We start from the raw sequence: 26,975 nt of genomic DNA, 5'->3' as shown, positions 1-26,975 counted from the left end.
AGCCCGAATCGGACTATTTTGTCTTTTCTAAGTAATTAATCGCATCGTCGAGATTCTTGACTGGTACGATCTTCATTTTGGTGTGAATCTTCTTAGCAGCTCGCTTAGCTAGATTATAGTTATTTACATAACCTGGTTCATACTTTTTAATCAATTTCGTAACCGGATCATCTGGGGCAAAGAAGACAGTTGCTCCCATTGCTGAGGCAGCGTAAACCTTCTTTTCGATTCCACCGATTGGACCAACGGTGCCATCAGGAGCAATAGTTCCCGTTCCAGCAATCGTTCGACCTGCTTTTAGATTTTGATTAGTGATCTGTGAGTAAACTTGTAGCGTAAACATCAGGCCAGCTGAAGGACCACCGATATCACCAGCGTTAATATTAGTTGCTGGCGTACCTTTTGCCTCAGTATTATCAGTTAAAGTGATTCCCAAACCGTGACGTTTAGTTCCAGCCAACTTGACTAATTTACCACTAGCAGTTTTCTTTTTACCATCACGCGTGAAATCAATTCGAACAGTCGAATGCTTATTTAATTTCTTAACATAATTGATAAACTGATCAGCATTTTTAAATTTGAAATCATTAATGGCAGTGATCGTGTCACCCACAGCTAATTTATTCTTAAAATCAGAATTATCAGTGATGTCCATAATATAAACGCCCAAGTACTTCTTCGTAAACGGCTTTTTAGCCTTTGAATAAGCCGCTTGAATTGCGTTGTTAGTTGCTGACTTCATGTAATACTGTTGAACCTGCATGTACTCCTGATTACTTTCATTTCCCATCAATTCTTCTTGGGAATACACCGTCTCAAAATCATTACCTAAGGACTTTAACATCGTAAAAGGTGTTCCGGTAACGATTCCTACAGTAGTCAATAATAAGCTACCTTTCTTTGTATCGTGCTTACCATCCACTTTAACAAATTGAGAAGTATCTTCAGCACTACCTGGTACCTCTAGATAATAACCAGTTGGTGTAAAAAAGAATGCCACGACAACAATAAAAATAAATATAGCACCAAAGATTTTGTTTCTAGTTTTGTTAAATCTCAAAATTCTATTCCTTCCGCAATTTATTTATCAATTCAAGAGCAACACTTTGAGGCACGAATTCGGAAATATCTCCACCAAATTTAGCTACTTCCTTCATCATTGATGATGATATCGTAGCATACTTATCATTTGCGAGGAGAAATATCGTTTCAATATTTTTATCCAATACCTTATTGATCGAAGCCACTCCCGATTCATAACCAAAATCATCCGGATTTCGCATCGATCGAACTAAAAATTTAGCACCCAATTGCTCAGCTAAATTGGTCGAAAGCTCCGACTTGCCATCTACCACAAAAACATTTGGCAAATCTTTGATTTCATCTTCTATTAAAGCCTTTTTCTCTTGATATGAAAAAAGATAATGCTTGGAAGTATTCGTCATAGGCGCAACGTATAATTTATCAAATAATTTTGCAGCTCGTCTGATGATGTCTAAATGTCCATTGGTGATTGGATCAAAACTACCAGCATACAGTCCAATTTTCTCTGACATGTTAACCTCCGTACTGATAAAGTGCCACACGAGTATCTTTATAACTTTTCTCTTTCAATAACTCAATTCTTTCAAAGTCACTTAAATCAATTTCATAATCCGTTTCGTCAACAATCACTGCTCCTGGATTCAAGAGTTCGTTTTCGACTAAATCTTTGATGATTTGTTCTGTGATCTTCATTCGATAAGGAGGATCCAAAAAGACTAAATCAAACTTAACTCCATCACTTTGGAATTTCTTTAATGCATCGACCGCGGAAGCTTTCGTAACCACAAATTGATCTTTTGCGCGGGTCTTTTCAACATTTTCCTTGATCGTATTAATTGCCTTATAAGCTTTATCAACTAAATAAGCACGTTCAAAGCCACGTGAGACAGCTTCGATTCCTAAGCTACCTGTTCCCGCGAACAAATCTAAAGCCACTCCTGAGTCAACCATATAAGGTGTCAGCATACTAAAGACAGCCTCTTTAACCTTTGCAGATGTAGGTCTCGTATTATTGGTGGGAACTGCTTTTAAATTCAGTCCGCGAAATTTGCCTGATACTACTTTCATTCTTTTTCCTCGCGTTTACTTTCAGAAGATTTTAAAACAAAGTGTTCATCGAGCTCTTTGCGATGTGCCAGAGAAACTCGCTTAACATAATTTTTTGAATTAAGTTCTTTTCTAACTTCCGCTACTCGATTAGAGTTCACGTACATCATTACATACTTCATTTTAGGAGAAGTATAGTAGATTGTGCCATAACGCTGTAACTTTTTACGCCATTTGAGTGAGTACATCCAGACGTAGAGCGCTTGACGTTCTACTTTTTTAAACATAAAATCACCTTTTTTTCATATTTTCAAACTTTCTAGTTGCGTCGAGATTTAAAACAATTCCTAAAGCGATAGATAAAATTAGCATACTTGAACCACCATAACTTAAAAATGGCAAAGTAACACCAGTCAGTGGTACCAACCCAATGGATCCGCCGACATTTAAAATTATCTGTGTCATAAACATAGTTGCGACTCCGTAACAAACTAATGAATCATAATTTTTCTTAGCTCTAATGCCAATTTGGATAATTCGAATCACAATGATTGCCAATAAACCTAAAACAACAATTACACCTACTAAACCAAGTTCCTCACTGATAACCGCAATAATAAAGTCGGTGTGCGGTTCTGGTAAATACCCTCTCTTTTGAATCCCGTTTCCTAAACCAACCCCGAAGATACCACCATTACTGATAGCGTAAAATGAATTAACCAATTGCGCACCAGCCGTCTTTTCCATCTGGAATGGATGTAACATTGCTAGTACTCGTTGATATTGATAACGTTTCGTAATGAAAGTTGGATTAACCATGAAGATGGCACCAATCATTAATGCCAGTCCCACAACTAGGGAAATGCTCAATCTAAGAATGTATTTGCCCGGAATGGTTGATGACGCCAAAAGAATCAAGGTAATCAAGACGATTACCATTGCCCCACCATAATCAGGCTGACAAATCAACAGAAAGACAATTGCGATAACAACCAACATTGGTGGCAGAACTTCTGAAACAACTTCTCTTAGTCCTTGATGGGCCAAAATTCGTTCCTGTTTGTTAGTCAAAACCATTGATAAATACAAAATCAAAACTACTTTAGCAATTTCCAGTGGTTGCAAACTGAAAAATCCCAAGGGAATCCACGCTGCCGCACCATTGATTCTAGTACTAGGCTTGATTACTCCCAGTATTAACACAAAAATAAGAGCTAAAAGTGTAAGACTCAATAACCATTTAACTAAACGGCGACTTCGGAAGACTTTGGCTTTTAAAATAAAGACAAAAAAGCAGCTGATTAAACCTACAACGGCAAATAAAGATTGTTTGAATAAATAAGTCGTTGTACTTGCTCCAACCATCAACGCATTGTAAAAACTGGCTGAATAAACCATAACGATTCCGATACCTAACAACAGGATATATGGAATAACAATCCATAAGTCAATTTTTCTTAATTTTTTCACAATTTAACTCCTAAAATCTAATAATAAGATTATACCACCAAATAATCTCAGAAAAAACTTGTGTCAATTGCACTTTAGGCATAAAAAAAAAGTCAGAGGCAAGCCCCTGACTCAAAGTAATTATTACTTAGTATTTTTCTTTTGTTTATCAAACTTCTTACGTTCGTTTGTGTTCAAGATCTTCTTACGTAATCTGACACTCTTAGGTGTTACTTCACAAAGTTCGTCTTCGTTTAGGAATTCGATTGATTGTTCAAGTGACATATCCTTAGGTGTCTTGATAGCAGCAGCATGATCCTTACCAGCAGCACGAGTATTTGTAAGGTTCTTACCCTTAGTAACAGTAACAGCGATATCTTGATCACGACTACTTTCACCAACGATCATACCTTCGTATACTTCAACACCGGCACCAATGAACAATGTACCACGATCTTCAACAGATTGTAGTGAGTAAGTTGTTGATTGACCTTGGTTGATTGAAACCAAAGCACCAGTTCTTCTACCTGGGTTCCAGTTCTTAACAACTGGCTTGTATTCTGAGAATGTGTGGTTAAAGATACCATAACCACCAGTCATTGATAAGAATTCTGTAGCATAACCGATCAAACCACGTGAAGGAGCGGAGAAGATAAGTCTTGTTTGACCGTTACCTGTACTCTCCATGTTCTTCATATCGCCTTTTCTTTGTGCCATTGAGTCAATAACTGAACCAACGTACTCATCAGGAGTATCGATTGTAACTTCCTCATATGGTTCACACTTCTTGCCATCAACGTCCTTGTAAATAACTTCTGGACGTGAAAGTTGTAATTCAAAGCCTTCACGACGCATTTCTTCAACAAGGATTGACAAGTGAAGTTCACCACGTCCTGAAACCATCCAAGCACCAGCCTGGTCAGTATCTTCAACTTTAAGTGAAACATCAGTATGAAGTTGTTTCTTCAAACGATCTTCGATCTTTCTAGCAGTAACTTCTGTACCTTCACGACCAGCGAATGGTGAGTTATTTTGCAAGAACATCATCTTCAATGTTGGTTCATCGATACGCAATAATGGAAGTGCTTCTTGATGATCAACTGGTGTAACAGTTTCACCAACGAAAATATCTTCCATACCAGAAACAGCAATCAAGTCTCCGGCTTTAGCTTCATTGATTTCAACACGATTCAAGCCCATGAAACCAAACAACTTAGTTACACGGAAGTTCTTAGTTGAACCATCAAGCTTCATAACAGTAACACTGTCACCAACCTTGATCTTACCTCTAAAGATACGACCGATACCAATACGACCAACGTAATCATTATAATCAAGCAAAGCAACTTGGAATTGCAATGGTTCATCTGAATTATCGATTGGTGCAGGAATAGTCTTTAGAATTGTGTCGAACAATGGATCCATAGTATGTTTTTGATCAGCAGGGTCATCTGAGTAACTTGATGTACCGTTGATAGCTGAAGCATAAATAACTGGGAAGTCTAGTTGTGAATCGTCAGCACCTAATTCGATGAACAATTCAAGAACTTCGTCAACAACTTCAGCAGGACGAGCACCTGGTCTATCAATCTTGTTAATAACAACGATTGGTGTCAAGTGTTGTTCCAAAGCTTTTTTCAAAACAAAACGTGTTTGAGGCATTGTACCTTCGTAAGCATCAACGACCAACAATACACCATCAACCATCTTCATGATACGTTCAACTTCACCACCGAAGTCCGCGTGTCCTGGTGTATCCAAAATATTAATTTTCTTGCCCTTGTAATCAACAGCTGTATTTTTAGAAAGGATTGTGATACCACGTTCTCTTTCAATAGCATTCGAATCAAGCGCACGATCTTGGATCTCATAGTGCTTTCCTAGCGTATCTGATTGTTTTAGCATTTCGTTAACTAATGTAGTTTTACCGTGGTCAACGTGAGCAATGATAGCAATGTTTCTAATATCTTCTCTTCTCTTAGTCAAATTAGTTCTTCCTTCCATAAATACATGTTTAAATTACTTGCAATAAAAAAACTGTGAAGCTGGTCACAGTTCACTAACGCGTTTTGACTGTTGTCAGCGCTTCTGAAACAACTTTTGAAGTACCAACTATTACGACTTGTGATTTTAGCATATTTATTGGGGCATCGTCAATACTTACGACGCTCATACCAGCTGCTTCGCACAAAACACGTCCAGCAGCTAAATCCCACGGAGCTAAGTATGACATATACATAACTTCTTTTCCAGTCAGAAGATGACCAAAAATGATTCCGGCACTTCCATAAACTCGAAAGCCACTGCTCTTTTTAATAACCTCTTGAACATTGAACTTATTTGCCAACGCCATAGGGGCTGATACGTCCACGAGTCCTTCTATCAAAGGCAAGTTTTTTGGATTTTCGATTCTTTTATCATTGATAAACAATCCAATTTCCTTACCACCATGATAAATCTCGTTATCCATAACATTTATAATAGCACCATTTAGTGGTTCACCGTCAATGTAAACGCCAATCATTGAGGCAAAATCATCTTGTCGTTTAACAAAATTCATTGTTCCATCGATTGGATCAACGAAAAAAACTAATCCTGACATGTCTTGAACTGCATCTCCATAGCCTTCTTCACTAACAATCGTGGCATCTGGAAAAGCCTGTTTAATTTCAGAGTTAACAAATTGTTCAGTTTTTTTATCAAAATTCGTTACTAAGTCATTGCGATTTTTCTTCGTCCCGACTGATTTCTTCTTAATTGCGTCAGTTCTTAAAGTTTGTCCGACTGTATCCAATAATTTAACTAAAAATTCATCGATTTGTTTACTGTCTACTTTCATTATGAATCCTGACCTTTTCACCTTTTTTTGCTGCACGACACTTTTTAAAAACTTGGTAGATAGAATAACCTGATTGCAATTCAAATTCTTTATCAAGCCGTTTTTGTTCCATCTTCATTGGAACTACTTGTTGAAACGCTCGATATTTTTCTAAAAAAACTTCACTCTTAATACTAGACTCATAAGCCGATTCAACTGCGTTATACAAGTCAATTACTTTGACCATTTCAGCTTGATTCCAGTCTTCATTGAGTGGATAGCTATAATTGCTCTGCATGATCATCCCTCCATATTTACTCTACTATACAAAAAAAGCGGTGCAATTGCATCGCTTTTTGTTTGAAATTAATGATTTAGTATACGAAAAAACGTTTTTTCGGTTTCTAAACTTACATTCCATTACCTTTACTTTGCTTAAATATGAGTTGGGTAGCCAATCAAGATATCTGCTGCTTCTTGAATTGGTTCACCTAGAGTTGGATGTGGGTGAATTGTCAAAGCAATATCTTCGGCATTCAATTGACAATTAATAGCTACACTCAATTCAGAAATCAAATCACTAGCACCAGGTCCAACGATTTGACCACCGAGAAGTGTTCCAGTATCTTTTTGAGCAATTAATTTAACGAAACCTTCGGCAGCATCAAGTGAAACGGCACGTGCATTTCCGGCAAATGGGAATTTAGCAGTCTTCACTTCAATACCCTTGTCCTTAGCATCTTTTTCAGTTAAACCAACGCTAGCAAGTTCTGGATCAGTAAAGCAAACGGCAGGAACGCCAATATAGTCGTTAGCTGTGTTCTTACCTGAGATTGCTCCAGCAACCGTCTTTGCCTCAAAGAAAGCCTTGTGAGCCAATGCAGGTCCAGGTGTGATATCACCAATAGCATAGATGTGATCAACTGAAGTCTTACCTTGTTCGTCAACTTCAACGAGTCCACGATCATTAGTCTTAACATTAGTCATTTCAAGACCAAAGTTATCAGTATTAGGACGACGACCAACTGTCACCATACAATAATCTGCAGTGATTGTTGAAGGTTTGCCGTCAACTTCATAAGTGACGTCTACGCTGTCAGCTTTTTGTTCACTACTTTTTGCCATTGCATTAGTAATGATTGTGACACCTTTCTTTTCAAGGTTCTTCTTCACAATTGAGACCATATCTTTTTCAAAATTAGGAATAATGTTTGGTGAGCCTTCAAGAATTGTTACGTGTGAACCAAGATCAGCATAGGCACCTGCCAATTCAGTTCCGACGTATCCACCACCGATGATGACGAATTCCTTAGGAACTTCTTTCAAGTTCAAACCACCAGTTGAGTCGATAACGCGGTCTTGGAACTTGAAACCTCTGATTTCAATTGGACGACTACCAGTTGCCAAAATCAAATTCTTAAATTTGATAGTTTGACCGCCACCGTTGTCCATGAATTGTCTTTCACCACTAGGCATGATACGAAGTTGTGTATCACTGTCTAAATAAGCTTCACCATTGATCAATTCAACGTGGTGTTTCTTCAAAAGCATTTGAACACCATTTGTCATTCTAGCAACGACTTTTTCGTCTTTCCAAGCTTGAGTCTTGGTAAAGTCGATTACAGCGTCACTCGTTGAAATTCCGTAAGTTGATGAGTCTTTAGCTTGTTGTAGTCTGTGTCCGGCTGTGATCAAAGCCTTTGATGGCACACAACCAACGTTTAGACAAACACCACCAACTGTATCTGATTTTTCAATAATCGCTACATCTTGTCCTAATTCTGAAGCTCTGATTGCTGCAACATAACCACCAGGGCCGGAACCAATAATAACGGTATCTTTTTCTATTACATTCTCTGCCATGTTAAACTAGCCCTCCATTAATAACAAATCTGGATCATGCAACAATTTCTTCAATAGATTTAAGGCATTTTGTGCCAAAGCTCCATCGATCAATCTGTGATCGTAACTCAATGATAACTTCAACATCTTACCTACTTGAATGTTGCCATCCTCGTCAACATAAGGTTCATTAGCAATCTTACCAACACCTAGAATTGCAACTTCTGGGTAATTGATAACTGGTGTAAACCAGCCGCCACCGATTGAACCAACGTTACTGATTGTAATTGAACCGCCACTCATCTTGTCGTGACTCAACTTGTTGTCATAAGCAGCTTGTGAGTTTTCAGTGATTTCTTTGGCGATTTCAAACATACCCTTAGAATCAACGTTTTTAACGTTTGGAACGTAGAGTCCATGTTCAGTGTTTGTAGCAATACCGATGTTGTAGTAGTGCTTGTAAACGATTTCTTCAGTTGAATCATCAATTGAAGCATTGAGTTCTGGATAAGCTTTCAATACAGCTACTAAAGCTTTAGCGATATATGGCAAGAATGTTAAATGAATACCCTTGTCAGCAGCAAGTGCCTTGTATTTCTTTCTATTAGCCATCAAAGCGCTTACTTCAACGTCATCAAAACTAGTTACGTGAGGTGCTGTACGTTTACTATTAAGCATTGCTTTCGCAATTGCTTTTCTAGTCATTGTCATCTTTTCACGTGTTTCTAATTCTGGAGTAGCTGAAACATAAGGTGTGACCTTGTTTGGTTCAGCAGCAACAGCAGCAGGTGCACTAGCATTATTAGTATTAGCACTAGCAGCTGGAGCGGCACCATTGAATGAATCAACATCAGCTTTTGTGATTTGGCCATGTTTGCCACTTGGAGTAACTTGTGAAAGGTCAACACCTTTATCACGAGCATATTGACGAACTGAAGGCATTGCTAAGTAGTTAGTATTAGCTGAGCCTGTAGCAGGACCAGCAGCAGGTTTTTCTTCTGCCTTCTCTTCTGATTTTGCAGGTGTGTCTTCTTTCTTTTCATCTGCTGCAGGTTCATCGTCACCTGTGTCAGCAGAACCATCGTCAATAATGATCAATGTGTCGCCAATTTCTACTGTGTCACCCTCTTTGGCAACGATTTGTTTTACAGTACCAGAAACTGGTGAAGGTAGTTCTTCAACAGATTTATCATTTTGGATTTCTACTAAGGAGTCATCCTCTTTAACTGTGTCTCCTTCTTTAACTAGCCAACTTGAAACTTCACCTTCGGCCATCCCTTCGCCTAATTCTGGTAATTTAAATTTATAAGCCATAGTTGGATTCCCTTCCTTCGATTAATTAGTAGTTGAGGATTTCATTTACTTTTTCTTCAATTTCGTCTGCACGTGGAATCCAAATGTCTTCACCTAGAGCAAATGGATAAACACTGTTTGGAGCAGCAACTCTACCAATTGGTGCATCAAGAGAAAGAACCGCTTCTTCGGCAATAGCTGAAGCTACTTGAGCTCCAACACCAGCCATTTTTTGAGCTTCTTGGACGATGACAACCTTATGAGTCTTTTCAATAGATTTGAAAATTGTTTCATTGTCAATTGGTGATACTGTTCTTAAATCAATAACTTCTACTGAGACATTCTTTTCAGCTAATTTATCAGCCACTTTGATAGCTTCATTTACTTCAGCACCATAAGCGACGATCGTAATATCATTACCCTCACGAACGACATTAGCTTTATCCAATGGAACGGTATACTTGCCGTCAGGAATATCATCTTTCATTGAACGATACAATTTTAGATTTTCCATAAATAATACTGGATCATTGTTTTCAACTGATGAAATCAACAAACCTTTAGCATCATATGGATTACTTGGCATAACAACACGCAGACCAGGGACACCAGTAAAGAAGTTTTCCAAGTTATCAGCATGCATTTCAGCAGTATGTGTACCACCACCATAAGGTGTACGGATTGTTACTGGAGAAGTCTTCACTCCATCAAAACGGAAACGCATACGTGCTTCTTGTCCAGCAATTTGGTCCATAGCTTCAAAAGAGAAGCCCATGAATTGAATTTCTGGAATTGGACGCCAACCAGTTAAACCTAAACCAGTTGCCAATCCTAAAATACCTGATTCAGCTAGTGGAGTATCAAAAACTCTCTCTTCGCCATATTTATCTTGGAGGCCTTGAGTAGTTCTAAATACACCACCATTTTTACCAACGTCTTCACCAAAGATCAAAGTTTTTGGATCATCTTCAAGAACAATGTCTAAGGCGTCTGTAATTGCTTGAATATAAGTTTTCTTAGCCATTTTTACTTCGACTCCTTTGCTTCAAATTTAGCGATTTCTTTCTTCATTTCTGGAGTTGGAATTTCAAATGTCCGCTTCAACATATCAGAAACTTTTTCGGCAGGAACTGCATCAGCCTCTTTGATTGCTTCCTTAAATGAAGCTTTATATTCATCAACTAATTGATCTTCTTTTTCTTCAGACCATAGACCCTTGTCTTCAAGAACTTTTCTCATTCTGATCAATGGATCTTTATCGAACCAAGGTTGTTCTTCAGCCTTTGTTCTGTAACGTTTAGGATCATCACCAGCACTTGAGTGAGCACCGTAACGATAAGTTAACGTTTCAATCATAACTGGACCATTTCCAGCTACCATATAATCACGTGCAGCTTTGGCAACAGCATAGCAAGCCAAAATATCCATCCCATCTACTTGAACACTTGGAATACCAGCAGCGACTGCCTTTTGAGCAAGTGTTGGAGCAGCAGTTTGTTTTGCACGAGGTGTTGAAATAGCGAAGCCATTATTTTGAACGATGAATAAAACAGGAGCTTGGAAAGCACCAGCAAAATTCATTCCTTCATAACTATCACCTTGTGAAGTACCACCATCACCAGTATAAGTGAAGGCAATTGTATCTTCTTCTCCACTCTTCTTAATTCCCAAACCAACACCAGCAGCTTCTGCATATGCAGCACCGATAATAATTTGAGGCATTAGTGAACGAGCTTTAAATTTATTTCCAACTACATGACCACGTGACCAAAGATAAGCTTCAGTAACAGTAGCTCCGTGTTGAATCAATTGTGGAACGTCACGATATGCTGGTAATAAGTAATCGTTTGTCTTCATTGCTAAGACGGTCCCCATTTCGGAAGCCTCTTCACCTTCAGTAGGAGCATAGAATCCCATGCGTCCCTGACGTGAAAAGTTCATTGTTTGCTCATGCAAAGCACGCTCCCACACCATCTTTTTCATAAACTCAACTAAATCATCATCTGAAAATGAATCAAAAATTTCTTGATCTACAACTTCAGCATTTTCATTCAAAATTTGAATTGGTTTTGAAACATTCGATAAGTTATTTTTTATTGCTTCAAAATCAACAATTGGTTTATTTGCCATTCTCCACAGTCCTTTCATAAAAACTAATCCCTTGTGAATCTGTAAGGGCTTTCATATATTTTTAGTCTATCATTGATCAGCCAAAAAACAAGCGCTTTAGGCATTCTTTCGTTATTAAATTTTTTATAAAGCTTGTGAACCTAGTCACTATTTATCCAAATTTATCTCATTATCTGAGGTTCCATTCTGTAATTCTTGCACCATTGAATTCAAAGAAATGGTGGCCATATTTTTAACGGCTTTTGTTGTATAAAATGCAATATGTGGTGTCAAAATAAATCTTGGACTCTTAATAACTTTGTCCAATAAGTCATCTGAAAGTTGGCTCCCACTCAAATCTGAATTGAAGATACCAACTTCATTTTCATAAACATCAAGCACCGCACCGTATAATTTTCCTGATGCAACGGCATCATAGAGTGCCTTAGTATCGATCAAGTCACCACGGGCTGTATTAACGACGATAGCATCGTCTTTCATTTCTTTAATTGAAGTTTCATTGATCAAAGTGTGACCTTTACCAAGGCTTGGGATGTGTAGCGTCACGACATCCGACTCTTTGAGTAAGGTATCTAAATCATCCACATAGAGTCCTTGTTTTTCAATTTCAGGATTGTGAAATTTGTCGTATGCGACAACTTTTGCACCGAAACCTTGATAAATTTTTATTGCGGCTCGACCGATTCTTCCGGTTCCAGCTACCCCAACAGTCAACTCATTTAGTTCTCGACCGATATCTGGAGCCCATCTGAAATCATGTGTATCGATTTTTCTAATCATATGTTTCATATTTCTTAATAGAGCCATCAGTCCAGTTACTGAATATTCAGCAATTGCCTCTGGCGAATAACTTGGAACATTCGTTAAACGAATCTGATTCTTCTTTAATGCATCAAATGGTACGTTGTCCACCCCTACATTGCGTAATGACAAGACGTGAATCCCAAATTCATTCATAGTGTCAAAAATTTTCTCATCATAAGGTAACTGTTGATAAGCAACGATACCGTCATATCCTTTTGCCAACTGAACAGTCTCAGGAGTCAATAGGTCTGAGACGATCTTTACTTCAATATCGTTTTCTTTTGACCATTCTTGAATGTATTTCTTCTCATCTTCCCGCACGCCAAAATCAATTAATTTCATAAAAAACCTCCAGTAGCATTTATTTATGCATCAGAATGAAACCGATAACATATACGTCTATCATTTTATCATGATATGGATTATATAGGCAAAAATAGCTGTGACTGGAACCGCTTTTTCAAGACAATCTGAATGTTTTTTTCCAAATCCTACTATTTTTATAGAAAAATAATCTATAATAGAAATACTGAAGTATTTTTAAACAATTAAACATTCGGAGGAAACTATGTATTTTATGAAAGATATCGTCCGTGATGGCGATCCCGTACTAAGAAAAGTCGCCCAAGACGTTAAATTCCCATTGAGTGATGAAGATAAAGCTTTAGCTGCTAATATGATGGAATATCTTGTAAAGAGTCAAGATGAAGAATATGCTGAAAAACATCAATTAAGAGCTGGGGTCGGTTTGGCCGCTCCTCAAGTTGGCGTCTCAGAAATGATGGCTGCCGTCCTCGTTCCAAATGAAGAAGATCCTGACAAGCCACTTTTGAAGATTACTTTAATTAACCCTGTTATCGTTAGAAATTCAGTGCAAAGAGCTGCTCTTTCTGAAGGTGAAGGCTGTCTTTCAGTTGATAAAGACGTTCCTGGTTTCGTACCAAGAGCTGATCGAATTACTATTAAATATGATGATTTTGAAGGAAACTCACAAACTTTACGCGTCAAGGGTTATCCTGCTATTGTCTGCCAACATGAAATTGATCATCTAAATGGTCACCTTTACTACGACAAGATCAATAAGAAGGAACCATTCACACTTGACCCAAGTACAGTCGTTATTTCCTAATAGTAGCAAAGTATACTTACTTTCTTATATATGGTAGAATTGTGCTATCTATTGATTAATGCGCAAATGGACTAGAAAAAAGACAAATGAGACTGACCTGTTTCATTTAATACAATCAAAGGAGCAATTTATATTGATTTACAAAGTTTTATATCAAACAAGCGAACTAGATAACCCCCGTCGTGAATTTACACATTCACTTTACATGGATGCTGAATCAAGTATTGCAGTGCGTGACGCTGTTGAAAAAAATACTGATTACAACATTGAATTTATTCAGGAACTCGACGAAAAGCACCTTGAGTACGAAAAGAAGAGCCCTGACTTTAAATTGACGGAGTTTTAGTTAATGTCATTTAAAGTTAAAAATAATGAAGTTGCCGTTTTTGCCATCGGGGGCCTTGGTGAAATCGGTAAAAATATGTATGGAGTTCAATATCAAGACGAATTGATCGTCATTGATGCTGGTATTAAATTTCCAGAAGACGAACTTCTTGGAATTGACTATGTCATTTCCGACTATAGCTACTTAGTAGAAAATAAGGATAAGATCAAAGGTCTATTCATTACCCACGGTCACGAAGACCACATTGGTGGTATCCCTTATTTACTACAACAACTTCCAAATATCCCTGTTTACGCCGGTCCATTAGCATGTGCATTGATCAAGGGTAAATTGGAAGAACATGGATTACTTAGAACAACTGAAATGCACGTCTTACATGAAGATGATGTCATCAAATTCCCTAAGACAAGCGTTTCATTCTTCAGAACAACTCACTCAATTCCTGATACACTCGGTGTCGCCGTTCACACACCACAAGGAATCATTGTCGAAACTGGTGATTTTAAGTTCGATTTAACACCAGTTGCTGGTTTACCATCACCTAATCTTCAAAAGATGGCTGCTTTAGGACAAAAAGGTGTTCTCTGTCTCTTATCAGATAGTACTAACGCTGAAATTCCGACATTTTCTAAATCAGAACGTTCAGTTGGTTTGACGATTCATCAAATATTTGAAACTATCAGTGGCAGAATCATTTTCGCTACTTTCGCTTCAAATATTTATCGTATTTCTCAAGCTGTAGATGCTGCTATTCAACAAGGTCGAAAGATTGCCGTCTTTGGACGAAGTATGGAACAAGCCATCGAAAATGGTCGTGAACTTGGTTATTTGAATATTACTGATGACATGTTGATCGATCCACATGCTTTAAACCAAACTCCCGCCAGTGAAACTTTGATCCTATGTACTGGTTCCCAAGGTGAACCTTTAGCTGCCTTGAGTCGTATTGCTAACGGAACTCATAGACAAATTACAATTCAACCTGGTGACACGGTTATCTTCTCAAGTAACCCAATTCCTGGTAACACAATTAGTGTTAACCACTTGATCAACCAACTTTCTGAAGCTGGTGCCGAAGTAATTCATGGTAAAGTTAATAACATCCATACTTCTGGCCACGGTGGTCAAGAGGAACAAGAGTTAATGTTGAGATTGATGAAACCTAAGTTCTTCATGCCAATTCACGGTGAATATCGAATGTTGAAGATTCACACTGAATTAGCTGAATTGTGTGACGTCCCTCAAGATCATTCATTCTTACTTGAAAATGGTGACGTTCTAGCATTGACTAAAGACAGTGCTAGAGTTGCTGGTCACTTCCCTGCTGGTGATGTTTATGTCGACGGTAAAGGTGTCGGTGATATTGGTAATGTTGTCATTCATGACCGTCAAGTTCTTTCTGAAGAAGGAATGGTTGTGGTCGTAGCAACAATTGATTATCAAAAACACATCGTCTTAGCTGGTCCAGATATCTTGTCACGTGGTTTTGTTTACATGCGTGAATCTGGCGAGTTGATTAATCAAGCTCAAAAACGTGTCTTCCACCTTATCAAAAATGCTTTTGATGATGAAGATACTAAAGTTACCGAAGCAGTTCTAAAACGCGTTATCATTGAAGGATTACAAGAATTCTTGTACAAACGTACGGAAAGAAATCCTGTTATTTTACCAATGTTAATTGGTACTTCAATTTAATTTAATTTTAAAGTAGATCAATTGATCTACTTTTTTTATTTAAGGGTCTCAAAATGGAAAAAATCGAAATAATTTTAAATCATCATGCTGGTAACGGTCGTGCCAAACGTGCTTGTAAAAAAGTCACTAATTTTTTGCAAACAGAAAATATTTATTACGAAGTCCACTTAACCAAATGTGATGGAGATGGCTTTCGTATCGCTAAACAAATCGCTGATTTGAATCAGACAAATGCAAAAATCGTCGTTATCGGTGGGGATGGCACGCTCAATCAAGCCGTCAACGGCGTTAAAAACTCCAATTACCCTAATACGGCACTTGGTTATATTCCTGGCGGTTCAGGTAATGACTTCTGTCGTGGTATTAAAATGAAGATCAAAGATCCTGTCATTTTGATGCAAGCAATCCTTTCACTCCAACAGCCTCGCGTGATCGATGTTGGACAAGTTTCGGGTGCAAAATTTTCCCATTACTTTATTAATAATATTGGTATTGGTTTTGACGCTAGCACGGTTTATTACACGAATCACTCCGAACGTAAGGAGTTGTTGAACAATCTGGGAATGGGAACATTGTCTTATTTCACTAATCTACTGAAAGTCATCAAAAAGCAGAAATCCTTTGGACTGGACGTTGATGATTCACAGCACAAACATTTTGACAATGCCTATATTGTGGTTGCAACTAATCATCCTTACTTTGGTGGCGGTTTTGCCATCGATCCCACAGCAACACCTTTTAACCACCACTTAAACTTGGTTGTCGTCAAAAAGATCACTGGTTTAACTTTTGTCAAATTAATGATCAAACTATTAACTGACGGTTCCCACTTAAACGATAAAAATGTTTGGCACATTGAAGAAGATCAATTTACTTTGAAAAACTACACTGCTCAGCACGGGCAGATGGATGGTGAAGAATTAGGTCAACATGAATTCGATTTTCACTTCCAAACCAGTCAACATCCATTTTGGTTGCCGATTGATTAATCAGAGAGTGGAACAAGCTGCTTAGACTCAGACAGATAGCCTAATTCTACGAATTGCACGCCGATCTTGCGTGTGATTTGGGGAATGTAGCTATATGGCTGAGTCTGGCTTGTGCAACTCGTTTCAGTTAGAGAGTGAAACAAGGGCGGTCAGCTCCCGGAGGATAACGTAATTTCAGGAATTGCTCTTCGCACTTTGCGAGTGATTCTTTAAATTTTGCTATCTTGTAGGGAGTTGCTCTTGTGTAACTCGTTTCAAATACAAAGCAATCATAAAACAAATAGCTCCAGGCAAATCGTACATCGATTTTGCCTGGAGCTATTTGTTTTACTATGCTACATCCCAATCTATTGTAATGCTCAAAAATTAAATTACGCTCGTTTTTTCATGAAATCAAACGGTGTAACATTTTCCATTCCAATCATGGGACTGATGGAATTATTCATAATCATATCTAAAGTTAAGCGATAATCTTGAACCGGCTTTTCTTCATCATTTGTTTCTTCTGCTGGTTTTTGTTTAATCTTAAAAGTTGTGAAGATTCGTTCTTTTAATGTCGTCTGACGTTCATTCGATTGATCTTTAATTGAACGTTCAAAGGCACTGCGGTCTCCAACCATGATCAAGAGTCGTTTGGATCTAGTTACCGCCGTATACAAAAGATTTCGTCTTAACATGCGTGATTCTTCATTGACTAAGGGCAAAATCACCATTTCAAATTCAGAACCTTGGGCTTTATGGATCGAAGTACAATAAGCTAATGAAATATTGACCCAATCTTTTCGATCCAGCGTGACTTCATTGCCGTCAAAATCGATAACCAATTTGTCAACGTGATCGGTATTCTCCTTAGCTAAAAGAATTCCAATAATTTTACCAATTTCACCATTAAAGACATTTTGTTCCGGAGAATTGACTAGATAAACAACTTTATCATTGATGCGATAATTCGTGTTACCAATGGAAACTTCTTTTCTCTTTGGTTTCATCGGATTGACAACATTTTGAATCACAACATTTAAATTATCGATTCCCGCCTGGCCGCGATACATCGGTGCTAACACTTGAACATCAGCAATATCGAAACCTTTGTCACTTGATTTGTTAATAATCTGCGACAAGACGTCCGGTACGTTGCGACTATTGCAGCCAATGAAACTGCGATCAGCTTTATTTTGAAAAATGGTTTCGTCAACAATTCCTTCATTGATATCATGAGCTAACTGAATAATGGTTGAGTCTTCATCCTGACGGTGAATTTCTTTTAGAATCGTTGTCGGAAAGGCGGCACTGTTAATTAAATCTGAGAAAACTTGGCCTGGTCCAACTGAAGGTAATTGATCCTTATCACCTACTAAAACAACTTGGGTACCTGGTTGAACTGCGTCGATCAAAGTTCTAAACAGTTTCGTATCGACCATCGACATCTCATCAATTATCAATAACTTGCAATCCAAAGTTGGTTCAGCATATTCATCATCTTCTGTCCCAGTTAGGCCTAGCAGGCGATGAATCGTCATTGCCGGCAATCCAGTCGATTCTCCCATATGTTTAGCTGCACGTCCTGTAGGAGCTGCTAAAGCAATGGCATAGTCTTCTGAAGATGGATCTAGCGTTGCATCGTTTAACTTGGCATAAGCCGAAACGATTGCATTGATAATGGTCGTTTTACCAGTTCCGGGACCACCAGTTAGAAGAAAGATTGGATGCGTCAAAGATTGCTCAATCGCCTTTTGCTGTGACTGATCATATTGAACTTTGAAATCCCTCTCAATATGCTTTAATTCTTTACGAAGCGCTTTTAAACTAAATGGTACTTCTTTAAAGGTATCGGTGATCATCTTCAAGGATTGAGCAATTGACCACTCACTGTCAGACAGAGTCTTATCATAGACCCGTCCATCTTCAACTAGAAAAGCTCCATCATTGACCAATTTTTTCAAACCATCGAGTAATTTCTTATCTAAATCTGGAGTTGAATTGGCATTTAATACGCTACTAACTCGTTTGATCAATTCAGTTCCGGAAACATACGTATCTCCAGTCTCGTTGATCATCAAGCTCACCATCTGAATCAAAGCACCTTTGATTCTTCGAGGGTCGTCCCCGGTGATACCTAGTTTCTTAGCCAATTCGTCAGCTCTTTTAAAACCAACTCCTTTAACATCCAAAACTAATTGGTAAGGATCTTCAGTCAGTTTTTCCAATGTTTGAACACCGTATTTTTGAAAAATTCGCGCACTCAGAGTCGTTCCAAAGCCAAAATTGTTCAACTGATAAAGTACTTGTTCAGTTTGATGATTAGCCGAAATTTGTTCCACGATTGCCTTAGTTTTTTCTTCACCTAATTTGAGAAAATCTAACGCATTAGGATCTTGTAAAATCTTTTCAATCGCATTGTTTCCTAGTTCATCAACAATCTTTTCCGCCTTTTTCTTACCAATTCCGGGAAATTCACTGCTCGAAAAGAAACTGATCAATTCCTTGCGACCATTTGGCAAGCTTCTTTTATAAGAATCAGCTTGAAATTGTTTTCCGTATTTGGGATGGTCAACCATGTGGCCTTCGAAACGATATTCCTCTTCTTCAGAAATTTCACCAAAACTGCCGGTAACGACGATGTCTGAAGCATCCCAATCGGTATTAGTCTTTTTTATTTTGATTGTAAAAATTTTAAACAGATTTTCAGGATTTTCAAAAAAGATGGCTTTAACGGTTCCAACAAAATATTGCTTATCGCTCGCCATTGCTATCTCCTTGTTTAATAAATTCTTGTAAATCAGCTAATTTTTTCTCGTGTTTCAAATAATAAGCTTCATCTAGTTTTTTCGATTCATTCAAGTATGATTGATAATCTTGTTTAAGATTCATCGCACACAATGCCATATTAAAGTAATGCTTAGCCTCTGGCTTGATTTTATTTGCTTGTTGATAAAATCCCAGTGACTCCTGAAAATTGCCGTTAGCAAGCAATAAATCCGCTAATAGCTCATTTGCTTGTAAATCCTGCGGAGCTTTTTCAACCGCCGTCAAAGCATACATGACTGCTAATTGCCGCTTTCCTTGTTGATCCAGAGTTTTTGCCAACATGAAATAAGCTTCAAAAGCGTAATTATCATCGACTAAATCCTTAAAGATTTGATTAGCCTTATCAAATTTATCGGCCAAGTAGTAAACATTTCCTAGATTATAAAGTAAATCTTGATTATTCTTGAACATCTCTAAGGCTCTGGCCAACAACTCTTCAGCTTGTTCTAAGTCACCCGCTTGAACCAAATAAGTCGACAATTGTAAAATTTTGGGCAATTGATGTGCATCTTTATTTAAATCTGCAACTAGAAGTTTAATAGCTGCTTCTTTTTTATTTTGATTAAATAATTTCTCTGCTTCTTTGTTCATTTATAACCTCAAATTGTATCTGAACTTTCAAGTTTTTTATGCAAATAACCTGTTTCGTTCCATTCGATCAATTTATATTGACCATTTTTGTATTGTAAATGCGTCAGACTCGTATTTGAAAGACCACCATCTTTGCGAATATCCTTAACACTAGTCCCCAATAGCGACTGAATCAACGTTACTAAAGCGGCTCCGTGGCTAACAATGACAACATTTCCTTGACCATTATTTTCATTCACAATTTCTTCAACCGCTTCGGTAGTTCTTTTGGCGACTTGTTCAAACGATTCCCCACGGATCAAACTGTAGTCGTAGTCCTTAGGCTCATTGCGAAACGCATAAATGACTTCAGGCATTTCTAGTTCCAACTCGGAAAACTTTCGACCCTCCATAATACCTAAATCGAATTCACGCAAGCCATCAACGACGGTCAAGGCAATCTGACGATGTAAATCTTTAATCAACGTCTCCGCAGTCGTTTTTGCTCGTGGCAACGGACTAGTATACATATGATCGATATCAACATCTTTCAAACGTTTCGCTAATAAACTAATATCATGTAAACTTTCATCCAAGAGTGGTGAATCACCATGACCACCTTGATATTTTCCTTCTAAGTTCCATTGAGTCTTACCGTGTCTGACAAAATACAAATCCATTTTTCTTCTCACCTTACAAAGTTAATTAAGTACAATTATCGGTTTTTTCAGAAATTTTTTCAAGTCAGATAAAACAGAGAGTGAAACAAGCCCGGTTAGACTCAGACAGATAGCCTAATTTCACGAATTGCACACCGCTTTTGTGTGTGATTTGGGAAATGTAGCTATATGGCTGAGTCTGGCTTGTGTAACTCGTTTTTGTTAGAGAGTGAAACAAGAGCGGTCAGCTCCCGGAGGATAACGTAATTTCAGGAATTGCTCGTCGAACTTTGCGAGTGATTCCTGAAATTTTGTTATCTCGGAGGGAGTTGCTCTTGTGCAACTCGTTTCAGCTAGAGAGTGAAACAAGCCGGTTAGACTCAGACAGATAGCCTAATTCCACGAATTGCACACCGGGCTTGTGTAACTCGTTTCAGTTAACGAACAGAGCATAGCCAGCTTTCAAGCATTAAATCAAAATAGAGCTTGGGACATAACTATTTTTAACTCCTAAACTTGCAGCATAAACGCGGAACAGGACATAACTCTTTCCGCTTAAAACAAATAGGCCAAGGTAATCAAAAAGCGATTATCTTGGCCTATTTGCCTTAATGCTCGAGAGTTGACCATGTCCTGTCCCGCTCTCCATTTTTCAGTTGAATTTAGTTAGTTTTAGTTAGTTTTAAATATATTGTAATTTCTTTTCTGCCATATAAGCAGCATCGATAGTAGCACCACCAAGGCACTCCTCACCATCGTAGAAGACAACTTCTTGTCCAGGTGTGATAGCACGAACTGGATTGTCGAACTCAACGTTAACTTTGCCATCGTCTAAGACGTGAACTGTAACGCCAGTATCTTGTTGACGATATCTGAACTTAGCTGTGGCATGGAATGTATCACCATAGTCAAGTCCGGTAATAAATGACAAATCTGATGCATCAAGATGATCAGCATAAAGTCTAGGATTGTCATATCCTTGGTCAACATAAAGGATATTCTTACTCATATCCTTACCAACTACGAACCAAGGCTCGTTTGACTTACCGTTACCGCCAATTCCAAGTCCTGATCTTTGACCAATTGTGTAATACATCAAACCAGCATGATCACCCTTGATCTCACCATCAGGTGTCATCATCTTACCAGGTTGTGCAGGCAAGAACTCGCTCAAGAACTTACGGAAGTTTCTCTCACCGATGAAACATACACCAGTTGAGTCCTTCTTCTTAGCAGTTGCCAAACCAGCTTCCTCAGCAATACGACGAACCTCTGACTTTTGCATACCACCAATTGGGAAAATTGCCTTTTGCAATTGTTCTTGTTGAACGGTACTCAAGAAGTAAGTTTGATCCTTGTTAGCATCGCCACCACGAAGCAAGTGAACTACACCGTTATCATCACGGAATGATTGTGCATAGTGACCCATAGCAATGTAATCTGCATTTAACTTGTTAGCATAGTCCAAGAAAGCCTTGAACTTAACCTCTTTATTACACATAACATCAGGATTTGGAGTTCTACCCTTACGATATTCGTCAAGGAAGTATTCAAAAACACGATCCCAATATTCTTTTTCAAAATTAACTGAGTAGTAAGGAATACCAATCTTGTTGGCAACCTTAGCAACATCCTCATAATCCTCAGTTGCAGTACATACACCAGAGTCATCAGAATCATCCCAATTCTTCATGAAAACTCCGATAACCTCGTAGCCTTGTTGTTTCAAAAGAAGTGCACTAACTGACGAATCAACGCCACCACTCATACCTACTACAACACGCTTCTTTTTATTTTCCATTATTAAACCTCATTTATTTCGCTAATACGTTTTTTTCTTTCAAGAAGTTCATCAAATAACGATAATCGTTAATCTCGGCTTCTGAATCTTTTAATTTAAAAATATTAATATTGTGCATCCCACTTTTATCAGTGATCGACAACTTCAGACTATCTAAATCTTTATTGACGATGGCTTTTAGATAAAATCTGGCAGCATATGGAGAAGTTCCATTCAAAGGATGTTCCAAACGGAAACCACCTTTATTAGTCTCCATAAATCCACTATCCATCAATGAATAGCGTTTAACGTCAGGGCTTAAAGTATAAACTTCTTGATCCCCTAAAACTTGAGCTTGTTTTTTATCCATCTTTATCATCCCTTATCAGTAATCATAAGATAAGTTTGAATAATAATTATTGATTAGTCAAGTCAGAAACGATTTCCACCAATTTATTAGTAAATTTAACAATTTCTGCTTCAGTATTATCTTTACCAAAACTGATTCGAACCGAATCATTAATTTTAGGACTGTCCTCACCAAACATTGCCACTAAAACATGAGATGGTTCCAAACTTCCGGCTGTACATGCTGATCCACCAGAAATGGCAAATCCTTCCAAATCAAGTCTCGTCAATAAGACCCCTCGATCAACACCTGGTAAATACAAGTTCATCACATGATTTAAGGCATGTTTATCAGTTGGACCATTGATTCCAAACGCAATTTTATTTGCTTTTAAAATCTCTTGAATCTTTTGTTTAAAGCCAAAGTAACGATTTTGACGATCTTTTTTTACTTCTGGTGTCAACAATTGCACTGCTTTACTAAAACCAGCAATTGCGGGTACATTTTCCGTTCCAGCACGTCGTTTAGTCTCTTGGTCTCCACCCTTAATAAAAGATGGAATATGAATATCATCATTGATATACAAGAAACCAATAAATTTTGGTCCATTGATCTTATGTGCTGAAGTCGACAACATGTCAATATGTTCAGCTTTGACATCAATATCTTCCATACCAAAAGCTTGCACGGCATCTGTGTGGAAAAAGGCTTGATGATCTTTTAAAAGTTCACCAATTTCCTTAATTGGATTCATCGATCCAACTTCATTATTACCATACATGATCGAAACTAAAATTGTATCATCACGTAGAGCATCTTTAACTTGTTGAACTGTAACTTCACCACGTTCATTTGGTTTCAAATAAGTAATTTCAAAACCAAGTGATTCCAAATAAGCCATTGGTTTTAGTACAGCTTCATGTTCAATGGCAGTCGTAATGATGTGTTTACCTAATTTTTGACGTGACAAAGCTGTTTCAATTACAGCCGTATTGTCACTTTCAGTACCACCACTAGTGAAGACAATTTCTGAGTCTTTAGCGTTGATACTTTGTGCAATCACATGTCGACTTTCATCTAACACTTTACGAGCTTGACGTCCAAAATAATTGGTTGCAGATGCATTACCAAAATTATGCGCCATTTGATCGCTAATAACATCGACTACGGATGTAGCCATTGGTGTTGTAGCGGCATTATCTAAATAAACAAATGCCACAATAAATCCCCTCTATTCTTGGTCTAAAAAGTTCAGCAACATTGTTACTGATTTGCGTCCGGCTTGTAGAACAAATTCGTCAAAGTTTACACTAGCATTTTCGTCACCAACATCACTCATTGAACGAATAACAACGAACGGTGTCTTGAATTGTGCACAGACTTGAGCCACAGCTGCGCCCTCCATTTCAGATGCTAAGGCATCTGGGAACGACTTTTTAATTGTAGCAATTTTTTCAGCTGCGTCAATAAATTGGTCTCCGCTGACAATCAAACCAACATGATGATTCAAACCAGTACGTTCTGCAGCAGCTGCAATTTTCTTAACATAAGTTGGATCAGCTTCAAAATACAAGTCTTGTTGAGGTAATTGACCAACTTTATAACCAAAGCCAGTTGCATCAACATCATGATAAGCCAACTTTTCTGAAATCACTACATCACCAATTTTTAAACCAGTTCCGATACCACCAGCTGAACCAGTATTAACTACAAAATCTGGTTGATAACGGTCATTGATAATTGTCGTTGTCATTCCCGCTTGAACCTTACCAATACCACTTTGAGCTAGATAAACTTGATGTTTTTTATAATTACCAATCGTAATATCTACCCCAGCTACTGAATCTTTTTTAATATCCGTTAAAGATTCCTTCATTAATTTAATTTCCTCTTCCATGGGAACGATTACGCCAATTTTCATACTTTACTCCTTAAATAAAAAATAATATTAGAAATACTAAAATAATTAAGCCGAATACTGTAATGATGGCAATATTTAGCTTTTTTTTCAATCGATTTGTCTTATACTCAAAATCTTGCATTTTTTCTTTCAAAATTTGTTCTGGATGCTCTTGAGCGTAAGTGTCCTCAGCAGCTTTACGCTGTTGTTGACGATATTTTAATTGTTGCTTTTCAACTTGATCGGCTCGCATGACCGACTGAGGTTGATCTTTTTTAACCTTTGAATGATAAAAGTCTTTTATTTTCGAGAACATTTATTTTTCCTTTGCTTGTAATAACTCCCAATAAGTTACTGCATAAATTGATTTGGAATCACAAATAACTCCAGCCTCAATTTGTTTCTTAGCTTCTTCTAGAGTCAATTCCTCAACATTTAAAAATTCGTCAGCATCCAAAGGACGTTTGAATTCAACTTTTTGCAAGTCAGTGGCTTTAAAGACCGTTAACTTCTCATTTGAATAACCTGGACTAGCGAAGAAAGCGGTAATTTTTTCTAATTTTTCAGTTGTTAAACCAAGTTCTTCATTCATTTCTCTCAAAGCAACTTCTTTTAAGTCACTGCCTTCATCAGAATCGATTTTTCCGGCAGGAATCTCCAAAGTTTCTTGTTCCAAAGGAGTTCGCCATTGTCTAACAAAGACCATCTTACCATCATCAGTAAATGGAATAATTGCAACAGCACCGTGGTGTTCAACGACTTCACGAATATCTGGAATTCCGTTGGGCAAAATTACTTGTTCAACATCGACGTTAAAAATTTTCCCGCCAAACATCCGTTTCTTTTCAACAATCTCTTCATAATATCTTGAATCTTCTTTATTCATTTTGAGACCTTCCTGACTTAATTAATCTAATTACTGACATCAAAATTGCGACTAAACAAATTACTACTGCAAATGTCATTGTAACACGCATTCCATCGATAAAAATATCAGCTCGACCGTCTATATAAGTTGTGACTGATTTTCCATAAAACTGACTCATGGACAAAAACAGAATCGTAGTTGAAAGTGAGACTCCAATTATCATACCTAAATTACGAGACAAGGCATTTAAACCGCCCGCAATTCCTAAATCCTTGGGCTCAACTGAACTCATGATCATAGTATTATTCGGTGCCTGAAAAAGACCGTTACCCAGTCCGTTGAGTCCGATACACAATAAAATGAACCAAATTTGAGTCTGTAAATTAAAGAACAAATAACCAATTTGAGCAATTTCGATTACTGTTAATCCAATGATCGTTAAAACAATTGGATTAACCTTTGCTGATATTTTACCAGAAATTGGTGCAACTACAACTTGAACCAAGGGAAAAGCCATCAAAATATAGCCTGCGGTTGACGCAGCAATTCCTAATGCATTTTGCAAATAAAATGGTGACAAAACATTGAAGAAAAAGTTAGTTACAAAGATAAAGAAACCTGCCACTAAGCCTAAAGTGAAATTATGATTTTTAAAAATCCGTAACTCGATCATCGGATCACTAATTTTCTTTTCCAAGTGTAAAAAGTACCAAAAGAAAGCAATTGATAACACAAAAGCTGCAATAATATAAGGATTTGAAAAACCAACTGCTTGACCGATAAAGATAGCGCCAAAGAATAGTAATAAAGTTACAAAATACACCATGAAGCCCTTTTTATCAAATTTAACTGGATTTTTCGGTTCTTGCTTAGGTAAATTAACGTAACCTAAGATCAGTGCCACGATACCGATTGGAATGTTGATCCAGAAAATATAACTCCAATGAAAATGTCCTAAAATTAAACCACCGATTCCCGGTCCAGCAATGGCCCCGATTGAAACAAACGAACCGATGTAGCCTAAAGCATAACCACGTTCACTTCTAGGAAAAGTTTGCGTAATGATACCATTGTTAGTTGCCATCGCCATTGAAGCTCCAGTTGCTTGGACAACTCGACCAATCAATAACCAAATTAAATTATTGCTTAATCCACAAATAATTGAACCAACAATAAAAGTGATCGAACCAATTTTGAAAACTTTTATTTTTCCAATCGAATCAGCAATTTTACCAAACATCAGTAAAAAAATACAAATCGTGACCAAATAAATTGAAACAACCCATTCAGCCATATTCATCCCGATGTTCAAATTTTTACTAATAATCGGCAACGCAATATTTACAATTGAGCCATCAAGTGTTGACATCAACGTAAAAATTCCCACTGAAATTAATATCAGCCATCTTCTTGGATTTACTTCTTCATCCATCTTTTTTCCCTCACTGCCAAAGA

General features: G+C 37.6%; 27 protein-coding genes. 4 read left to right on the top strand and 23 right to left on the bottom strand.

Annotation, left to right across the window (positions count from 1 at the left end):
- Window positions 1–13: 13 nt before the first annotated feature.
- The 13 genes from EGT49_RS00315 to EGT49_RS00255 form a co-directional block, all read right to left on the bottom strand.
- Window positions 14–1,060, bottom strand: a complete 1,047-nt coding sequence (locus tag EGT49_RS00315; protein ID WP_135370965.1) for a SepM family pheromone-processing serine protease — start codon at window positions 1,058–1,060, stop codon at window positions 14–16.
- 4 nt (window positions 1,061–1,064) lie between these two features.
- Window positions 1,065–1,556 carry a pantetheine-phosphate adenylyltransferase gene (coaD, locus tag EGT49_RS00310; RefSeq protein ID WP_135370964.1) on the bottom strand — a complete coding sequence of 164 codons (492 nt, stop codon included), beginning with the start codon at window positions 1,554–1,556 and terminating at the stop codon, window positions 1,065–1,067.
- A gap of 1 nt (window position 1,557) precedes the next feature.
- A complete protein-coding gene (gene rsmD, locus EGT49_RS00305; RefSeq protein ID WP_135370963.1) occupies window positions 1,558–2,112 on the bottom strand; it encodes a 16S rRNA (guanine(966)-N(2))-methyltransferase RsmD in 555 nt (184 codons plus the stop codon).
- Window positions 2,109–2,378, bottom strand: a complete 270-nt coding sequence (locus EGT49_RS00300; RefSeq protein ID WP_135370962.1) for a DUF2129 domain-containing protein — start codon at window positions 2,376–2,378, stop codon at window positions 2,109–2,111. Before EGT49_RS00300 ends, rsmD begins: the two co-directional genes overlap by 4 nt.
- Window positions 2,379–2,382: 4 nt before the next feature.
- A complete protein-coding gene (locus tag EGT49_RS00295; protein WP_135370961.1) occupies window positions 2,383–3,561 on the bottom strand; it encodes an FtsW/RodA/SpoVE family cell cycle protein in 1,179 nt (392 codons plus the stop codon).
- A 123-nt stretch (window positions 3,562–3,684) separates the two neighbouring features.
- Window positions 3,685–5,544: a translational GTPase TypA gene (gene typA, locus EGT49_RS00290; RefSeq protein WP_135370960.1), complete on the bottom strand. Its 1,860-nt coding sequence runs from the start codon at window positions 5,542–5,544 to the stop codon at window positions 3,685–3,687.
- Between the two features lie 55 nt (window positions 5,545–5,599).
- On the bottom strand, window positions 5,600–6,379 hold the full coding sequence (locus EGT49_RS00285) for an inositol monophosphatase family protein (RefSeq protein WP_135370959.1): 780 nt from the start codon (window positions 6,377–6,379) through the stop codon (window positions 5,600–5,602).
- Entirely contained in the window at window positions 6,363–6,656 is a 294-nt protein-coding gene (locus EGT49_RS00280) for a UPF0223 family protein (RefSeq protein ID WP_135370958.1), read from the bottom strand. Before EGT49_RS00280 ends, EGT49_RS00285 begins: the two co-directional genes overlap by 17 nt.
- Before the next feature lie 137 nt (window positions 6,657–6,793).
- Window positions 6,794–8,221, bottom strand: coding sequence for a dihydrolipoyl dehydrogenase (lpdA, locus tag EGT49_RS00275; protein WP_135370957.1), 1,428 nt, complete (start codon window positions 8,219–8,221; stop codon window positions 6,794–6,796).
- Window positions 8,222–8,227: 6 nt separating this feature from the next.
- On the bottom strand, window positions 8,228–9,514 hold the full coding sequence (locus EGT49_RS00270) for a 2-oxo acid dehydrogenase subunit E2 (RefSeq protein WP_135370956.1): 1,287 nt from the start codon (window positions 9,512–9,514) through the stop codon (window positions 8,228–8,230).
- A 25-nt stretch (window positions 9,515–9,539) separates the two neighbouring features.
- On the bottom strand, window positions 9,540–10,517 hold the full coding sequence (locus EGT49_RS00265; RefSeq protein WP_135370955.1) for an alpha-ketoacid dehydrogenase subunit beta: 978 nt from the start codon (window positions 10,515–10,517) through the stop codon (window positions 9,540–9,542).
- 2 nt (window positions 10,518–10,519) lie between these two features.
- A complete protein-coding gene (locus tag EGT49_RS00260) occupies window positions 10,520–11,623 on the bottom strand; it encodes a thiamine pyrophosphate-dependent dehydrogenase E1 component subunit alpha (protein ID WP_135370954.1) in 1,104 nt (367 codons plus the stop codon).
- A 147-nt stretch (window positions 11,624–11,770) separates the two neighbouring features.
- Window positions 11,771–12,769, bottom strand: a complete 999-nt coding sequence (locus EGT49_RS00255) for a D-2-hydroxyacid dehydrogenase (protein ID WP_135370953.1) — start codon at window positions 12,767–12,769, stop codon at window positions 11,771–11,773.
- A 226-nt stretch (window positions 12,770–12,995) separates the two neighbouring features.
- On the opposite strand from EGT49_RS00255, the gene def reads away from it, so the two are divergent.
- From def to EGT49_RS00235, 4 genes are all read left to right on the top strand, one after another.
- Entirely contained in the window at window positions 12,996–13,556 is a 561-nt protein-coding gene (gene def, locus EGT49_RS00250) for a peptide deformylase (RefSeq protein ID WP_135370952.1), read from the top strand.
- Window positions 13,557–13,689: 133 nt separating this feature from the next.
- Window positions 13,690–13,902: a DNA-directed RNA polymerase subunit epsilon gene (locus EGT49_RS00245; RefSeq protein WP_135370951.1), complete on the top strand. Its 213-nt coding sequence runs from the start codon at window positions 13,690–13,692 to the stop codon at window positions 13,900–13,902.
- A gap of 3 nt (window positions 13,903–13,905) precedes the next feature.
- Complete coding sequence (rnjA, locus tag EGT49_RS00240; RefSeq protein WP_135370950.1) at window positions 13,906–15,597, top strand: ribonuclease J1; 1,692 nt, start codon at window positions 13,906–13,908, stop codon at window positions 15,595–15,597.
- A gap of 53 nt (window positions 15,598–15,650) precedes the next feature.
- Complete coding sequence (locus tag EGT49_RS00235; protein WP_135370949.1) at window positions 15,651–16,586, top strand: diacylglycerol/lipid kinase family protein; 936 nt, start codon at window positions 15,651–15,653, stop codon at window positions 16,584–16,586.
- A gap of 371 nt (window positions 16,587–16,957) precedes the next feature.
- Here EGT49_RS00235 and recD2 read toward each other — a convergent pair whose 3' ends face one another.
- From recD2 to EGT49_RS00185, 10 genes are all read right to left on the bottom strand, one after another.
- Window positions 16,958–19,333 carry an SF1B family DNA helicase RecD2 gene (recD2, locus tag EGT49_RS00230; RefSeq protein WP_246013762.1) on the bottom strand — a complete coding sequence of 792 codons (2,376 nt, stop codon included), beginning with the start codon at window positions 19,331–19,333 and terminating at the stop codon, window positions 16,958–16,960.
- Window positions 19,320–19,985 carry a tetratricopeptide repeat protein gene (locus EGT49_RS00225; protein WP_135370947.1) on the bottom strand — a complete coding sequence of 222 codons (666 nt, stop codon included), beginning with the start codon at window positions 19,983–19,985 and terminating at the stop codon, window positions 19,320–19,322. The genes recD2 and EGT49_RS00225 overlap by 14 nt, the downstream gene beginning before the upstream one ends.
- A gap of 8 nt (window positions 19,986–19,993) precedes the next feature.
- Window positions 19,994–20,644, bottom strand: coding sequence for a histidine phosphatase family protein (locus EGT49_RS00220; RefSeq protein WP_135370946.1), 651 nt, complete (start codon window positions 20,642–20,644; stop codon window positions 19,994–19,996).
- Between the two features lie 661 nt (window positions 20,645–21,305).
- Window positions 21,306–22,424 carry a tRNA 2-thiouridine(34) synthase MnmA gene (gene mnmA, locus EGT49_RS00215; protein WP_167849704.1) on the bottom strand — a complete coding sequence of 373 codons (1,119 nt, stop codon included), beginning with the start codon at window positions 22,422–22,424 and terminating at the stop codon, window positions 21,306–21,308.
- Between the two features lie 13 nt (window positions 22,425–22,437).
- On the bottom strand, window positions 22,438–22,773 hold the full coding sequence (locus EGT49_RS00210; protein ID WP_135370944.1) for a hypothetical protein: 336 nt from the start codon (window positions 22,771–22,773) through the stop codon (window positions 22,438–22,440).
- Window positions 22,774–22,819: 46 nt separating this feature from the next.
- Window positions 22,820–23,971, bottom strand: coding sequence for a cysteine desulfurase family protein (locus EGT49_RS00205; RefSeq protein WP_135370943.1), 1,152 nt, complete (start codon window positions 23,969–23,971; stop codon window positions 22,820–22,822).
- Window positions 23,972–23,983: 12 nt separating this feature from the next.
- Complete coding sequence (locus tag EGT49_RS00200; protein WP_135370942.1) at window positions 23,984–24,673, bottom strand: 5'-methylthioadenosine/adenosylhomocysteine nucleosidase; 690 nt, start codon at window positions 24,671–24,673, stop codon at window positions 23,984–23,986.
- Between the two features lie 10 nt (window positions 24,674–24,683).
- Window positions 24,684–24,968, bottom strand: coding sequence for a hypothetical protein (locus EGT49_RS00195; protein WP_135370941.1), 285 nt, complete (start codon window positions 24,966–24,968; stop codon window positions 24,684–24,686).
- A complete protein-coding gene (locus EGT49_RS00190; protein ID WP_135370940.1) occupies window positions 24,969–25,538 on the bottom strand; it encodes an NUDIX hydrolase in 570 nt (189 codons plus the stop codon). It lies immediately after the preceding gene.
- Complete coding sequence (locus EGT49_RS00185; protein WP_135370939.1) at window positions 25,531–26,952, bottom strand: MFS transporter; 1,422 nt, start codon at window positions 26,950–26,952, stop codon at window positions 25,531–25,533. The genes EGT49_RS00190 and EGT49_RS00185 overlap by 8 nt, the downstream gene beginning before the upstream one ends.
- Between the last annotated feature and the right edge of the window lie 23 nt (window positions 26,953–26,975).

The organism is Companilactobacillus suantsaicola (assembly GCF_004745525.1).
Classification (GTDB): domain Bacteria; phylum Bacillota; class Bacilli; order Lactobacillales; family Lactobacillaceae; genus Companilactobacillus; species Companilactobacillus suantsaicola.
This window is presented reverse-complemented; position numbering and strand designations above follow the sequence as displayed.

What these genes read in the sequence shown, in the direction of transcription:
- EGT49_RS00220 (WP_135370946.1), bottom strand. Translation starts at nt 20,644, where the DNA reads ATGGATTTGTATTTTGTCAGACACGGTAAGACTCAATGGAACTTAGAA.
- mnmA (WP_167849704.1), bottom strand. Translation starts at nt 22,424, where the DNA reads ATGGAAAATAAAAAGAAGCGTGTTGTAGTAGGTATGAGTGGTGGCGTT.
- EGT49_RS00260 (WP_135370954.1), bottom strand. Translation starts at nt 11,623, where the DNA reads ATGGCAAATAAACCAATTGTTGATTTTGAAGCAATAAAAAATAACTTA.
- typA (WP_135370960.1), bottom strand. Translation starts at nt 5,544, where the DNA reads ATGGAAGGAAGAACTAATTTGACTAAGAGAAGAGAAGATATTAGAAAC.
- EGT49_RS00255 (WP_135370953.1), bottom strand. Translation starts at nt 12,769, where the DNA reads ATGAAATTAATTGATTTTGGCGTGCGGGAAGATGAGAAGAAATACATT.
- EGT49_RS00210 (WP_135370944.1), bottom strand. Translation starts at nt 22,773, where the DNA reads ATGGATAAAAAACAAGCTCAAGTTTTAGGGGATCAAGAAGTTTATACT.
- def (WP_135370952.1), top strand. Translation starts at nt 12,996, where the DNA reads ATGTATTTTATGAAAGATATCGTCCGTGATGGCGATCCCGTACTAAGA.
- EGT49_RS00265 (WP_135370955.1), bottom strand. Translation starts at nt 10,517, where the DNA reads ATGGCTAAGAAAACTTATATTCAAGCAATTACAGACGCCTTAGACATT.
- recD2 (WP_246013762.1), bottom strand. Translation starts at nt 19,333, where the DNA reads ATGGCGAGCGATAAGCAATATTTTGTTGGAACCGTTAAAGCCATCTTT.
- EGT49_RS00280 (WP_135370958.1), bottom strand. Translation starts at nt 6,656, where the DNA reads ATGCAGAGCAATTATAGCTATCCACTCAATGAAGACTGGAATCAAGCT.
- EGT49_RS00190 (WP_135370940.1), bottom strand. Translation starts at nt 25,538, where the DNA reads ATGAATAAAGAAGATTCAAGATATTATGAAGAGATTGTTGAAAAGAAA.
- EGT49_RS00225 (WP_135370947.1), bottom strand. Translation starts at nt 19,985, where the DNA reads ATGAACAAAGAAGCAGAGAAATTATTTAATCAAAATAAAAAAGAAGCA.
- coaD (WP_135370964.1), bottom strand. Translation starts at nt 1,556, where the DNA reads ATGTCAGAGAAAATTGGACTGTATGCTGGTAGTTTTGATCCAATCACC.
- EGT49_RS00300 (WP_135370962.1), bottom strand. Translation starts at nt 2,378, where the DNA reads ATGTTTAAAAAAGTAGAACGTCAAGCGCTCTACGTCTGGATGTACTCA.
- EGT49_RS00235 (WP_135370949.1), top strand. Translation starts at nt 15,651, where the DNA reads ATGGAAAAAATCGAAATAATTTTAAATCATCATGCTGGTAACGGTCGT.
- EGT49_RS00200 (WP_135370942.1), bottom strand. Translation starts at nt 24,673, where the DNA reads ATGAAAATTGGCGTAATCGTTCCCATGGAAGAGGAAATTAAATTAATG.
- lpdA (WP_135370957.1), bottom strand. Translation starts at nt 8,221, where the DNA reads ATGGCAGAGAATGTAATAGAAAAAGATACCGTTATTATTGGTTCCGGC.
- EGT49_RS00270 (WP_135370956.1), bottom strand. Translation starts at nt 9,514, where the DNA reads ATGGCTTATAAATTTAAATTACCAGAATTAGGCGAAGGGATGGCCGAA.
- rnjA (WP_135370950.1), top strand. Translation starts at nt 13,906, where the DNA reads ATGTCATTTAAAGTTAAAAATAATGAAGTTGCCGTTTTTGCCATCGGG.
- rsmD (WP_135370963.1), bottom strand. Translation starts at nt 2,112, where the DNA reads ATGAAAGTAGTATCAGGCAAATTTCGCGGACTGAATTTAAAAGCAGTT.
- EGT49_RS00185 (WP_135370939.1), bottom strand. Translation starts at nt 26,952, where the DNA reads ATGGATGAAGAAGTAAATCCAAGAAGATGGCTGATATTAATTTCAGTG.
- EGT49_RS00195 (WP_135370941.1), bottom strand. Translation starts at nt 24,968, where the DNA reads ATGTTCTCGAAAATAAAAGACTTTTATCATTCAAAGGTTAAAAAAGAT.
- EGT49_RS00285 (WP_135370959.1), bottom strand. Translation starts at nt 6,379, where the DNA reads ATGAAAGTAGACAGTAAACAAATCGATGAATTTTTAGTTAAATTATTG.